The 14,196-nt window shown below is 36.2% G+C and carries 12 protein-coding genes; 7 read left to right on the top strand and 5 right to left on the bottom strand.

Going from position 1 to position 14,196, the window contains the following annotated elements; genetic code table 11:
* Window positions 1-103: 103 nt before the first annotated feature.
* On the top strand, window positions 104-1,393 hold the full coding sequence (locus V7S79_RS08930) for a DUF2851 family protein (RefSeq protein ID WP_459490235.1): 1,290 nt from the start codon (window positions 104-106) through the stop codon (window positions 1,391-1,393).
* On the opposite strand, the gene V7S79_RS08935 is transcribed toward V7S79_RS08930, so the two are convergent.
* From V7S79_RS08935 to V7S79_RS08950, 4 genes are all read right to left on the bottom strand, one after another.
* Complete coding sequence (locus V7S79_RS08935) at window positions 1,390-3,336, bottom strand: alpha-amylase family glycosyl hydrolase (protein WP_459490236.1); 1,947 nt, start codon at window positions 3,334-3,336, stop codon at window positions 1,390-1,392. The two genes, V7S79_RS08930 and V7S79_RS08935, sit on opposite strands and share 4 nt — an antisense overlap.
* 7 nt (window positions 3,337-3,343) lie before the next feature.
* Window positions 3,344-4,294 carry a carbohydrate kinase family protein gene (locus tag V7S79_RS08940; protein WP_459490237.1) on the bottom strand — a complete coding sequence of 317 codons (951 nt, stop codon included), beginning with the start codon at window positions 4,292-4,294 and terminating at the stop codon, window positions 3,344-3,346.
* Window positions 4,291-5,604 carry an MFS transporter gene (locus tag V7S79_RS08945; protein ID WP_459490238.1) on the bottom strand — a complete coding sequence of 438 codons (1,314 nt, stop codon included), beginning with the start codon at window positions 5,602-5,604 and terminating at the stop codon, window positions 4,291-4,293. The genes V7S79_RS08940 and V7S79_RS08945 overlap by 4 nt, the downstream gene beginning before the upstream one ends.
* A 163-nt stretch (window positions 5,605-5,767) precedes the next feature.
* Window positions 5,768-6,484, bottom strand: a complete 717-nt coding sequence (locus V7S79_RS08950) for an SDR family oxidoreductase (protein WP_459490239.1) — start codon at window positions 6,482-6,484, stop codon at window positions 5,768-5,770.
* A 70-nt stretch (window positions 6,485-6,554) separates the two neighbouring features.
* Between V7S79_RS08950 and V7S79_RS08955 the strand changes: the two genes are divergently transcribed.
* The 4 genes from V7S79_RS08955 (at window position 6,555) to pgeF (ending at window position 11,305) form a co-directional block, all read left to right on the top strand.
* Entirely contained in the window at window positions 6,555-7,985 is a 1,431-nt protein-coding gene (locus V7S79_RS08955) for a trypsin-like serine peptidase (RefSeq protein WP_459490240.1), read from the top strand.
* 81 nt (window positions 7,986-8,066) lie between these two features.
* A complete protein-coding gene (locus V7S79_RS08960) occupies window positions 8,067-9,821 on the top strand; it encodes a GMC family oxidoreductase (protein ID WP_459490241.1) in 1,755 nt (584 codons plus the stop codon).
* On the top strand, window positions 9,821-10,453 hold the full coding sequence (locus V7S79_RS08965) for a gluconate 2-dehydrogenase subunit 3 family protein (protein ID WP_459490242.1): 633 nt from the start codon (window positions 9,821-9,823) through the stop codon (window positions 10,451-10,453). The genes V7S79_RS08960 and V7S79_RS08965 overlap by 1 nt, the downstream gene beginning before the upstream one ends.
* A gap of 177 nt (window positions 10,454-10,630) precedes the next feature.
* Window positions 10,631-11,305 carry a peptidoglycan editing factor PgeF gene (gene pgeF, locus V7S79_RS08970; protein ID WP_459490243.1) on the top strand — a complete coding sequence of 225 codons (675 nt, stop codon included), beginning with the start codon at window positions 10,631-10,633 and terminating at the stop codon, window positions 11,303-11,305.
* A gap of 116 nt (window positions 11,306-11,421) precedes the next feature.
* On the opposite strand, the gene V7S79_RS08975 is transcribed toward pgeF, so the two are convergent.
* A complete protein-coding gene (locus V7S79_RS08975) occupies window positions 11,422-12,129 on the bottom strand; it encodes an ABC transporter ATP-binding protein (protein WP_459490244.1) in 708 nt (235 codons plus the stop codon).
* Between the two features lie 93 nt (window positions 12,130-12,222).
* Between V7S79_RS08975 and V7S79_RS08980 the strand changes: the two genes are divergently transcribed.
* Window positions 12,223-13,440: a bifunctional 3,4-dihydroxy-2-butanone-4-phosphate synthase/GTP cyclohydrolase II gene (locus tag V7S79_RS08980; protein WP_459490245.1), complete on the top strand. Its 1,218-nt coding sequence runs from the start codon at window positions 12,223-12,225 to the stop codon at window positions 13,438-13,440.
* A 26-nt stretch (window positions 13,441-13,466) separates the two neighbouring features.
* The gene (locus V7S79_RS08985; RefSeq protein WP_459490246.1) at window positions 13,467-14,195 is read left to right on the top strand and encodes an ABC transporter ATP-binding protein; all 729 of its coding nucleotides are present in this window, start codon (window positions 13,467-13,469) and stop codon (window positions 14,193-14,195) included.
* Window position 14,196 lies beyond the last annotated feature (1 nt).

Raw genomic sequence — 14,196 nt, forward strand, 5'->3', positions numbered from 1 at the left:
ATCAAAGCTCTTTTCAATAAATTGATAATTATCGCTATTCCATCAAATTATCAAACAACTTTTATTTCTAGCCATTACATTCGTTTGAAAATTTCGAGCGAATATGAACGAATTATACCTAGCCTATTTTTGGAAAAATAGATTATTTGACCAATTGTCTTTATTGTCTACTTCAGGACAAAATGTAAATATTATCTCTACTGGAATCGAAAATTTTCACTCAGGTGCTGATTTTCAAAATGCTAAAATTAGAATTGATGGTATCGAATGGGTGGGTTCTGTTGAATTACATGTAAAAGCATCGGATTGGTATGTGCATCACCATGACACAGATCATGCTTATGAAAATGTGGTATTGCACGTTATTTGGGAAGAAGACACAAAAGTATGTTACCAAGATGGAACATTGATACCTACATTAAATCTTTCTAATTACATAAACGATCTGTCGCTCACGAATAGCTCTTTCAAATTGGAGGATAAATCTTCCTTGCTTTGTGAGGCATTTTTTGAAAAAATTCCAGTTGAGATTAAGTATTCCATGTTAGACAAATGTTTGAAAGAACGCTTGAATGAAAAGTCAGATCAAATGGCTGAATTACTTGAGAAAAATCATTTCGATTGGGAGGAAACCTTTTATCAATCCTTGGCCAAAAGTTTCGGTTTTCGTGTCAATGCAGAACCGATGTTGCGATTAGCTCAATCTATTTCCCTTAAAACCATATTGAGGTACAGAGATAGACCTTATGCCGTGGAAAGTATTTTATTTGGTTTAGGTGGATTTTTGGAAGAACCCATTTTAGATGATTACCAAAAAGTGTTACGAAAAGAATTCATTCATTTGCAAAAAAAACACCAATGGGATAAGAACTATTTGCATATTTCTGATTGGAAATTTTTGCGACTTCGTCCTTATAATTTTCCAACCATCCGTCTGGCTCAGTTTTCAGAAATGATTAAATCTAATTGCTCATTGATTTCTTTATTATTAGAAATAAAGGAATTAAATACAATTAAAACATTGTTTGAAATTCCCTTGGATTTTTATTGGGATAGCCATTATCATTTTGGTAAAATATCCAGTAAAAATTATTCAAGCCTTGGACTATATTCCTTTCAATCCATTTGCATCAACACTTTAATACCGATGTTAATTACCTATGCTAAAATAAAAAAGCAATACGAATATGGAAAAAAGGCTATGCGTTGGTTAAATGAATTACGCCTAGAGGAAAATAGCATCGTAAATATTTTCAAAAATTTACATTTGCCTATTCGATCCGCGGCTGATTCGCAGGCTTGCTTACATTTACATAAAAATTATTGTACACAAAAAAAATGCCTCCATTGCGAAATGGGTAAAGAAATCGTACAAGGAGGCATTAATTGTTAAACTTCTTCTAAAATATAAAATTGATAAGCTTGAAAATGTAAATGATCATGATCCATTCCAACTGATATCGTTTGATTTGACCAAAGATCTTTTAACTTATTCGGTCTTTTCCCGTTTTTGTCGAAAGCGAAAAAGGTTAGGTTTTGTTCGTTTTCGCTGAAATTAAATAAGAAATAAACTTTCTTATTTTCAATAGATCTAATATATCCCACGACTGCCGGATTATGGCTGCTCATCCATTCTAAATTTTTGAAATCAGCGACTACATCTAAACTTTTACGTAATTCAATGAGTTTTTTCGTAGCTGTAAAAACTTGATACTCGGTAGTTCCTTCTTTTTTTGATTTTGCATTCTTTTTCCAATCGATGATTGGGCGATGCATCCAGCGATTATCATAACTCTTACCTGGATCCTGTAAATAGGAATAATCATTTTGGTAAGCGACTTCATCTCCATAAAACAAGATTGGTACACCTCCTAAAAAGAAACAATGAGCTTGCATCAAAAGGATTTTTTGAATAGCAGTTTCAATTTTCTTTTTGTCCTTGCTTGCTACGGCTTTTTCTAATCCACAAAGAGAAGCTAATGAACCTGAAATTCTAGCATCTTGAGTTTTAGGATTAACCGCAAAAAGAGCGCCTGAAGCTGGTGAATCTTCTTGAAGCCCGCCATAATAATTTTTCAAATAAAGGCGATGTAAATATGGATTATAGCCCACTTGATCAATCATGTAATCATCGTACCCCAAGCCAATATCATCATGACATCTTGTATAGGTTACCCATGTCGCACCCAAAGGTTTTTTCAGTAATTCATGTTGCGCCGCTAACATAATTCGAGTATCACCTGTGGCAAGCGCATCCCATTGCAAGGCCATCTGAGTAGCGTTATAAGCAAAATCACACTCGTGAGTCGCAAATCTGCCTGTTCCAAAATATTCCATGATCTGTGCCGGGGCCACAATAGCCTCTCCCAATAATGCCATTCCTGGCGTAGCAACTTCCACACATAATTTGATGAGTTGCAATAATTTATGTGCTTCTGGGAGATTTTGGCACGTAGTCCCCATTTGCTTCCAAATAAAGGCAGGTGCATCTATTCTCAGTACATCCACACCTAAATTGGCATAAAAGAATACATTATTCAGCATTTCAATGAACACCTTTGGATTCGTATAATTAAGATCCCATTGGTAATGATGAAATACTGTCATCGCCCATTTGTCCACTTCCTCAATATAAGTAAAACTTCCGGGAGAGCTTTCAGGGAATATTTCAGGAAGATGTTCCTCCATCGCGTCTGGAATTCTACGGTCATCGAAGAAATAAAAGTAATCTTGATACTCTTTATCGCCAGATTTTGCTTTTTTTGCCCATTCATGGTGATGAGAGGTGTGGTTCAAAACAATATCAATCATTAAATACATGTCTTTCGACTGTAGTTTGGATTGTAGTTTTCTTAAATCTTCAATGGATCCTAATCTTTCCTCTACCTGACGAAAATCTTCCACCGCATAACCGCCATCGCTTTCTCCTTCAGGACTTTTAAACAAAGGCATTAAGTGTAAAAAGTTAACGCCAAGATCTTCTAAATAATCCAATTTCTTACCTAAACCCTGAATGTTACCAGCAAATCGATCTACGTAAAGACTCATTCCCATCAACTGATTACTTAAAAACCAGGTGCCTTTTTCAGCTTTGGAATCATCTCTAGATTTTAAATCTTTAGTTCTTTCCAAATGGGCATTAAAAATACTTTTGATCAAAAGTTCAAACAATGGACTTGCCATGGGATGTTTGGAATATATTTGATCAAAAATTTCACTGATATCAGCAATATTAGCAGTAAACCGCTGTAAAAAAGCATTATCATTGGCTGTTTTGCCAATTTTTAAGCTTTTAGAATAGTTGTTAATTGTATTTTGTAAGTAGGAATTGTACACAGATGTATTAATTAAAAATGCTGTTATTTAAATGTTTAAATGCTTCCATGGCTCCCATGTATTCACAGGTTCTTGCTCCCGCTCGATTTGCATTTTGAATGATTTTTTGCCAATCTTCGATCGAAAGTTGTTGGATATCGGTGATGCCCATTTGATCAATTTGATATAAAACTGCACCGACAAATGCATCACCAGCTCCTGTGGTATCTACAGGTTTTACCTCTATGCTAGTCATAACATAGGTTTGTTGATTTAAGCCCAACAATGTACCTTCTTTACCCAAAGTTATGGCAAAAACTCCCGGGCATAGTTGAAGTAATTTTTCAGTCGCAGCCTCTAAGGTTGGGGTTCTTGTAATCAACATCGCTTCTTCATCACTTAATTTAGTAAAATCAGCTTGTTGTAAGAAAATAAGCGATTGCTCAATAAAAGTTTCTTGTTTGTCGCCAAATAATAAATGACGATAATTGGGATCAAAACTGATGATTTTGCCTTTTTTCTTTGCCTGCTCTAGTAAATGATAATAAGACGCTTTCAAGGGCCCATCTAAAAAGGCAGTGGCTGAACCAAAATGTACAATGGAAAAAGGATTTAAATCAATGGACTGAATTTCCTCCAAATTTAATTCTGCGTCCGCACCCCGATTAAAAATAAAATCCCTTTCGCCGTCTAACATGAGTGAAACAAAAGCAAATGTGGTAAAATGTTCAGGTGCAGTAAACAGATATTGCGTGTCCACCTCAAAGGAATCCATCACTTCTTTCAAATGCTTCCCAAATGGGTCTTGTCCAACTTTTGCTGTCAAACTAATAGAGCCACCCAAAGCACCGATGGCCGCTGCTACATTGGTGGGAGCACCTCCCGGTTTTTTAAGAAAATTTTGACCATCAGATAAAGCACTGCCTTTATCTGTACATATCATATCAATTAAGGCTTCGCCGATACACAATACACTCATTCGCTTACTGAATTTTTTATGGAGGGTTTAATTAATGCCGTTGCAATGGCTGCTAGAACCAATAAAACGCCTGCAAAGATAATGGCATTTCTCGAGTCATTGCCCAAAAAATTCTTCAAAATGTATCCAAAAGTGATATTTTGCAGAATCATTGGTATGACAATCATCATATTAATAATTCCCATATAAACGCCATATCTTTCTTTGGGTATTTCATTTACAACCAATAAATAAGGAATTCCCATCATACTTGCCCATCCAATTCCGAAACCTGTAATAGCTACGAACAATAAATTTTTGTCTTGAATAAAAGGGAAAGTCAAGAATCCTGCTGCAGCTAAAAGTAAACAAATCATGTGTACGCTTTTTGCTCCATATTTATTGGCAAATCTTGCCAGTGCCAATGCCGATAAAAAAGTGACAATGTTATACCAACCGTTCACTAAACCTGTCCAAGAAACAGCCTCTTCATATTGAGTTGGGTTATCCTTGGGAGTTGCATTCCAAATGGAAAGCGCAATACTTTTAGAGGAATTTTGCCAATAGCAAAAAAGTGCATACCATTGAAATAAATAAATCAAGGCCAATTGCCACATGACTTTTGGCATAACGGTAAAGGCTTCAATGATTTCTTTTAAAGATTCGCCCAGGGATATTTTTTTAGATCTTAATAAGGCTAATTCTTCATCGCTAGGCACTATTTCTTCTGTTGTTTTCATGGACCACCAAATGGAACCTATGGAACAAACAGCTCCTAAGAAAAAGGAGGCATAAACCCAAGTAGGCAATGATCCAGTCTTTCCGATGAAAATCATGGGAAAAATAAATAAAGATAAATTGGCCAAAGTTTGTCCAAAACCCGTGAAAAAACTTTGCATTTGGAAACCCGTAGGTTGTTGTTCTTCATTTAATTTATCAGCCACAAATGCCCTGTAAGGTTCCATGGCGGTGTTATTTCCCGCATCTAATATCCATAAGAGTCCAGCAGCCATCCAAAGTGAACTACTAAATGGATAAAGCAGTAAACAAATGCTACATAATAAGGCTCCAATAAAAAAATACGGTTTCCGACGGCCCCATTTAGGATGCCATGTACTATCACTTAATGCACCAATAAATGGCTGAATGAGTAAGCCTGTAACGGGTCCGGCCAGATTGAGTAAGGGGATTTGATCCGGACTAGCCCCTAGAAAATCATAAATAGGATTGACTGCACTTTGTTGTAATCCGAATGAATATTGAATGCCAAAAAATCCGACATTCATGTTGATAATTTGACTGAAAGTGAGGTAAGGTTTTTTGAACGCCATGCTTGAATGTTTAAATACAATTTTAAATATAAATAATCATATTGAAATTAGCAAAGAACCCATTTTCACTTTTCTCTTTTCACTTTTCTCTTTTCTCTTTTCTCTCTTCTCTCTCTTCTCTCTTCTCTTTTCTCTCTTCTCTTTTCTCTCTTCTATTTTCTATTTAATATTCTTGACTCAAAGGATGAATCATCAATTCATCAATCACCACGTGCGGAGGCTGATTCATAATAAAAGCAATACTTTCTGCCATGTCATTTGGGCTTAACCAATCTTGGTGAGAAGGATGTCCTTGAGGTTCAGCATGGAACATGGAATCAACTAGTCCAGAATAAACAACTGAAACTTTGATTCCATCTTTTCTAACTTCTTTTCTCAGAGCCTCCGAAAATGCATGTTGGGCGTATTTGGAAGCACAATACAATGAGCCACCATCAAAAACACGTTTCGCCACATCGGAAGCGATGGAAATAATATGTCCTTTTTTAGCATTTTTCATGAAGGGTAATACTGCTTTGGAAAATAGAAATGTTCCTTTGACATTCGTCGCAAAAACTGCATCCCATTGTTCAGCTGTATAGGATTCCGTTGGTCCAAAAGCGCCAATACCTGCATTATTGATTAAAAAATCAATCTTTTGGAAGGTATGTTCCGTTTTTTCAACTGCCATTTGAACAAATTCTTCATCCGCAACATCTCCAGCAAAATATAAAGGACGATGGCCAATTTCTGTTATTTCAGCAGCTAAATCTTTTAGTTCGCCGACATTTCTTGCTATTAAACTTAATTGAAAATTTTGTTGTGCTAAATGGATGGCCAATGCCCTTCCGATTCCTTTGGATGCACCTGTTATGATGGCTGTGCGAGGTATTTGTGTCATTTTTTTATATTTTCGTAATAAAATTCGATCGATTTCGTTCTTTTGTCAAACTTAACCATTAATTGATTCAATGATTAATCCTTTCAGATTTATTTTCCTATTCGTTTTCATTCAAATTGTTTTTTCTTGTAAACAACCTTTGGAAGAAAATAATACCTTAATTCCTGATGGATTAGTGGATGCTAATATGCCAAATTTTGATTCTCGACTTTTTGCGATTGGTCAATTCGAAGGACCAATGACTTGCACGGCAACCTATATTGAAGTCCCCAATCAGAGTTTAGACTCCCCAGCATACATTATCACAAACGGACATTGTACCAATTTTAATTATGAAGATAATCCCATTTATGTCGACGTTCCATTGAATGCAAAAGTGACATTTAAGGTTTTAGCAGGTGTGCCTGAAAGTCAACAAATTAGTTTTTCGACAAAAAAGATTGCCTATGCTACAATGAAAGGGACAGATTTGGCCATTGTAGAGTTGAATCATAGTAATCAAGAATTGAAAAAAGCCGGAATAATTCCATTGAAAATAGCAAGTTCAATACCAGCTTTGGGAAGCAGCATACAAACATTTGGTTTTCCACTTTCTTTACAACCGATACAATTGCGAGTTAGCAATGGAACTCAAGGAAATAGTACTTCGATTGCGGAATTTATTTGGCTATGGCAAGATTTTTATTCCAATAATTTTAAAAACATTGCGGGAGGGAGTTCAGGTTCTCCCGTTATGGAAAATCTCAATAAAGGAATATGGGGGATGGTGAATACAACCACCGCCAATGGCCTTGGGACTTGTGAATTAGGTTCTCCCTGTGAATTTTTGAATAATTATAGTCCAACTGTTCATGCCTCCACTACTTATACCTTAGATATCCGTTCGATACGTAATAGTTTTAACAATAAGGGGCTTTTTGATATACAATTACCAAGTAATGAATTGGAAAAGCCAACCAATTTTAATGTTCGCTTAGATAACGACGTTCGGAATTTTAATCGATTTCGATCGATCAATGAATTATTACACTTTATTTCATCCGATTATTCAAAAACGTCTTATCGAATTGATTTATTGGAATCGTACAACAGGAAAAACACCATCGGCTTTTTACCCATGACTTCTGATACTATGAAGGTACATTTTCCCGAAAAGGAAGGATTTTACGTTATTAGTTTCTTGCGGAATCAACAAAAAAATTATTTGACCTTTAAAATGGATTTTACTGCACCCAATGCAGATTTAATTCAATTAAGTCAAAACAAAGGTTCTGACGGTTATTCCATAGAACCGATTTTTAAATATCCTGAAATTGTCAATTATGAATGGAAGGTGGGCCCTGCTGCCAATTGCAATTGTGCCGATAAAACGGATCTTGAACCTTATTATCGATTTGCTAAATTTATTTCGACGAGCGAATTGCCTGCTAAAGTATGTATTTATGGGTTTGATCTTGCAGGAAATGAATCTAATGTGAAGGAATTTATTTTGCAGAAATAGAAATTGCTATTTTCAGGATAGAAATATTAGAATATTAATTTTAAATTTTCTATTTTCGACTTTTTAAAATAATACCTATTTATGATAAACGATTCGATTTATATTAAAGCTCAGCAAGAAGTTTTTGATGTGGTGATTGTTGGTTCTGGAGCAGGAGGGGGAATGGCAGCTTATACATTGGCAAAAGCTGGTGTTAAAGTTTGTGTTCTTGAGGCTGGACAACCTTTTGATCCCGCTGATCCTAAAAACATCACTCAGTTAAAATGGCCTTATGAGTCGCCAAGAAGGGGAGCAAGTTCTACCCGTCCATTTGGTGATTTTGATGCTGCTTATGGAGGATGGAACATTGAGGGAGAACCTTATACATCTAAAAATGGAACAACCTTCGATTGGTTTCGTGCCAAAATGGTGGGTGGACGTACCAATCACTGGGGAAGAATTTCCTTACGTTTTGGACCAGATGATTTTAAGCGTGCTAGTATAGACGGATTAGGGGATGATTGGCCGATTGGTTATGATGATATGAAGCCATATTACGACCGCGTAGAGAAATTAATTGGCGTTTTTGGAACCAATGAAGGATTACGTAATGATCCAGATGGTCAATTTTTACCGCCTCCAAAACCTCGTTTACATGAGTTGATGATCATGAAGGCCAACAAAAAGTTGGGAATTCCAACGTATCCATCTCGTATGGCTATGTTGACGAAGAAAATCAATGATGAACGTGGAAAGTGTTTCTATTGTGGACAATGCGGAAGAGCTTGTATGGCCTATGCCGACTTCTCTTCATCTTCTGTTTTAATTAAACCTGCAGTTGCAACGGGAAATACGACTTTGATTACTTATGCGATGGTTCGTGAGGTAATGACAGATCCTACTACTGGATTAGCAACCGGTGTTTCTTACGTAAATACGGTTAACCTTCAAGAATATTCAATCAAAGCTAAGGTGGTTATTTTGGCAGCAAGTGCTGGAGAAACTGCTCGTTTATTATTGAATTCTAAGAGCTCAAGATACGCCAATGGATTAGCTAACTCTTCAGGAGTAGTTGGTAAATATTTGAATGATTCTACTGGAGCTTCTCGTTCTGGAATTATTCCTGCTTTATTAGACAGACCTCGTTACAATGAAGATGGAGTAGGAGGAATGCACATTTATACTCCATGGTGGTTAGATAACAAAAAGTTGGATTTTCCTAGAGGTTATCACATTGAATACGGTGGTGGTATGGGAATGCCTGGTTATGGATTTGGTTCAGGTATTGAATCAATGAATGGTAAGGCTGAATATGCCAAAGATGGAAAAGCTAAGCCTGCAGGTGGATATGGATTAAGCCTAAAAGAAGATTATAAGAGATTCTATGGTGCTTATGTTGGATTTGCAGGAAGAGGTGAGCCAGTAGTTAGAGAAGATAATTATTGCGAAATAGATCCAACTACGGTGGATAAATACGGTATTCCGGTATTAAGATTCCATTATAAATGGTCTGATTACGAAATCAAGCAAGCTAAGCACATGCAAGAAACGTTTGAAGAAATTATTCATGCTATGGGTGGAGTTCCAATGGGTAAAAAGCCAGGTCCAGAAAATAATTATGGATTAGCTGAGCCAGGAAAAATCATCCACGAAGTAGGTACTGCGCGTATGGGTAATGATCCTAAAACATCTGTGTTGAATTCAAATTGTCAAGCACATGATGTGAAAAACTTATTTGTGGCTGATGCAGCTCCATTCGTTTCTCAAGGTGATAAAAATGCTACTTTAACCATTTTAGCATTATCATTAAGAACGTCAGAATATATTCTAGATCAACGTAAAAAAGGCAATATCTAATGAAAAGAAGAGATTATTTAAAAAACTTAGGATTAAGTTCATTGGGACTTGCAGTGTTGAGTCCAGATATTCAAGCAGCAGAATCATTAGATCATTTCCCTGCTCCCAAAACTGCCACAGGTGAATTGAAAATTCCTGGTGGTCGTACAAAAGATGAAGCAGAAAGAGATGCTCGTTTAATGGCTGAAAAGTTCTTAAATGCACATGAACTTGCTACTATCACTGTTCTTACGGATATTATTATTCCTGCAGATGGTAAATTTGGTAGTGCTTCTCAATCGGGCGTTACAGGTTTTATTGAGTTCATTGTAAAAGACAAACCAGAATTGAAAACACCTGTTAGAGGAGGTTTAGGATGGTTAGATGCTGAATCAAAAAAGCGTTTTCAAAAAGTATTCGTTGAAATCACTCCAGCACAACGTATCAAGATAGTTGATGATATCGCTTATCCTGAATTAGCTAAAAAAGAATTCTCTCAAGGTGTTAGTTTCTTTTCTATGATGAGAAATTTAACCGCCACGGGGTACTTTACTTCTAAAATGGGAATTGAAGATTTAGGCTATAAAGGAAATACTCCCAATGAATGGGAAGGAGTTCCTGCCGATGTATTAGCCAAATATGGCTTTGCGTAACTAAATTTGAGGTAAGATGTAGGATGAATTAAGAATTAAAAATTATATATATTCATCTTACCTCTTACCTCTTACCTCTTACCTCTTACCTCTTACCTCTTACCTCTTACCTATTACCTATTACCTTATTTGATAATTCCTCACATATTCAAATCCAATCAGCAAATAGTAGCTGCGGTGAGTACACGAAAGGGTGGCGTGAGTCCTTTCCCATTCGACTCATTAAATTTAGGTGTACATACTCCTGATACCCCTGAAAATATACAACATAATCTCTTAGGTTTCACTGAAAAATTAGATATTCCATTCGATGCATTAGCTCGTTCTTATCAATGTCACGGTGATCAAATTCTAGTTACAGATTCACCCATATACGCGGAAAATTTTGATGCAATCATCACCAACACCCTGAATGTTTTTCCTGGCGTGGGTATCGCTGATTGCTGTCCTATTTTATTGGCTGATCCCGTTCATCAAGTGGCAGCAGCGATTCATGCAGGTTGGAAGGGGACTGTAAAAGAGATTGTTCGTAAAACTGTGGAAAAAATGCAGGGGGAATTTCAAACGAACCCTAATGATATTTTAGCTTACATTGGACCATGCATCAGTCAAGAATTTTTCGAAGTGGGAGATGAGGTAGCAGAGCAATTTTCAGCAGAGGTTAAAGTGAAAATAAAAGACAAATTTCATGTTGATTTGAAAAAAGCCAATGCCATTCAGTTGCAAAATGCGGGCGTCAAACAAATTGAAATATCTCCTTTATGTACAATCAAAAACAATGACCTTTTTTTCTCTTTCAGAAAAGAAAATGGTAGTACGGGTAGAATGTTAGCGGTGATTGGATTTAAATAGGTAATAGGTAAAAGATAAGAGGTGAAAGGTAATAGGTAATAGGTAAGAGGTAAGAGGTAAGAGGTAAGAGGTAAGAGGTTTTCTCTCTTCTATCTTCTCTTTTCTCTCTTCTTACATCATACGGTTCTTTCTTTAAAAAACGCTTCCAATCCTCCTATGTAGGCTTTAGCGTCACTTAAACTACAATCAGCTCGAAGTTCTCCAAGATGAATCAATAAAATTCGATCGCAAATAGATTCTACTTCACTGAGGATATGGCTGGAAAATAAAATGATTCTGCCTGGACTTAAATGTTTGATCAGATTTCTGATTTCTGTCATTTGGTTGGGATCAAGGCCACTGGTTGGTTCATCTAAAATTAATATTTTAGGATCATGCAAAATCGCTTGAGCAATCCCGACTCTTTGTTGATAACCTTTAGAAAGTTCGTTGATTTTCTTTTTTTGTTCCTTTTGTAAACCTACTAAGTCAATAACCTCTTGAATTCTTTGTTTCAGTTTTTTGCTTGGAATTTGATGAATCTCTCCAACAAATTGTAAAAATTCTTTGACATACATATCGGTATACAAAGGATTGTTTTCTGCCAAATAGCCAATGATTTTTTTTATTTCAATGGGGTTTTCAGATATATCAAATTGATTAATCTGTGCATCGCCTTCATCTGCTTTGATTTGTCCCATCAACATTTTCAGCGATGTTGATTTGCCTGCACCATTCGGGCCTAAAAATCCTACAATTTCTCCTTCTTTTATTTCAAAGGAAATGGAATTGACCGCTTTTTGTTGTCCAAATTTTTTAGAAAGATGGCTGACTTTAATCGACATACTCGAAAGATTATTGATAATATTGCAAAGGTAGGTAAAATGGGAACTAAAACTGCTTACCTTTGTGTTTTCGTTGGTAAAAATGCTTAATTTATGCAAGAGGAACAGATTCGTTTAGATAGTATTGAAGATGCAATTGAAGATATCCGTCAAGGTAAAATAATTATTGTGGCGGATGATGAGGATAGAGAGAATGAAGGTGACATGATTTGTGCTTCAGAAGCTATTACTCCTGAATTAGTCAATTTTATGGTTACGGAAGCGCGCGGTTTGATGTGTGTTTCACTCACAGAAGATCGTTGTAATGCTCTAGGACTAGAGATGATGGTGGATAACAACACAACATCCCACGAAACACCCTTTACTGTTTCTGTCGATTTATTAGGAAACGGTTGCACAACAGGAATTTCTGCTTCTGATCGTTCTAAAACAATTAGAGCTTTAGTTGATCAAACAACTACTCCAGCTGATTTGGGGCGTCCTGGTCATATTTTTCCTCTGAAAAGTAAATCCGAAGGCGTTTTAAGAAGAACTGGTCATACGGAAGCATCCATGGATTTTGCCCGTTTAGCGGGTTTTAAACCTTCTGGCGTATTAATTGAAGTGTTGAATGAGGATGGAAATATGGCAAGATTGCCAGATTTGCGCCGTATTGCAGATAAATTCAATTTAAAATTGGTGACAATCAAGGATTTGATTGAATACCGTTTGAACAAAGAGTCATTGATTCATCGTGAAATTGGCGTAAATATGCCAACGCAGTGGGGAAATTTCGAATTAATCGCTTTTAAACAAAAAAATACGGGAGATACCCATTTAGCTCTAATCAAAGGTACTTGGGATAAAGATGAACCCGTGTTGGTTCGAGTACATAGTTCTTGTGTAACAGGAGATATTTTTGGATCTTGTAGATGCGACTGTGGGGGACAATTGCATAAAGCAATGGAATTGGTCGAAAAAGAGGGCAAAGGCGTGATTTTATATATGTTTCAAGAGGGTAGAGGAATTGGTTTGTTGAATAAATTGAAAGCCTATAAATTACAAGAAATGGGTAGAGATACCGTGGAGGCTAATTTAGAATTAGGGTTTGCAATGGATGAAAGAGATTATGGGGTGGGTGCTCAAATTTTACGTGATTTAGGTGTTCATAAAATTCGATTAATTTCAAATAATCCTAAAAAACGTGCCGGTTTATTGGGTTATGGTTTAGAAATTGTAGAATCTGTACCTATTGAAATTCAGGCTAATCCACACAATGAATCTTATTTGAAAACGAAAAGAGATAAAATGGGTCATACCATTCTGAAATAGTCTTTGGTTAGCTGATTGTTAAAGCTATGATTGAAATTAAAGGAATACATAAGGAATTTAATGGACGAGTAGTCTTGGATGGAATCGATGGTGTTTTCAAACAAGGAACTATTAGTATGGTGATTGGTGGGAGTGGAACTGGTAAAAGTGTATTGCTGAAATGCATGATTGGTATTTTGAATCCAGAAAAAGGCGAGGTTCTTTTTGATGGACGTAATATTATTCATGGCGACTTAGAAACTGTCAAGGAAATTCGTCGAGAAATGGGCGTTTTATTCCAAGGTGGGGCATTGTTTGATTCTAAAACAGTGTTAGAAAATGTTCGATTTCCTTTGGATATTTTATCCTCTCAATCCATTTCGGAAAAAAATGATCGTGCGATGCATTGCATTCAGCGTGTAGGTTTGGAACATGCCGCTCATTTAATGCCTTCAGAAATTTCAGGTGGAATGAAAAAAAGAGTGGGAATTGCTCGAGCGATTGTAATGAATCCCAAATACCTTTTCTGCGACGAACCCAACTCTGGTTTGGATCCTTTAACAGCTGTTAAAATTGATTTATTGATTCAAGAGATCACAGAAGAATATAATATCACAACGGTTGTTATTTCGCATGATATGAATTCTGTGATGAGAATGGGAGAGTATATCATGTTTTTGAAAGATGGAAAAAAATTATGGGAAGGCAGTAAATCTAATTTATTACAAACCACAGAACCTGCATTACAAGAATTCTTGTCAACTAAGTTAATTTAAC

This window comes from Aquirufa sp. ROCK-SH2, assembly GCF_054558315.1.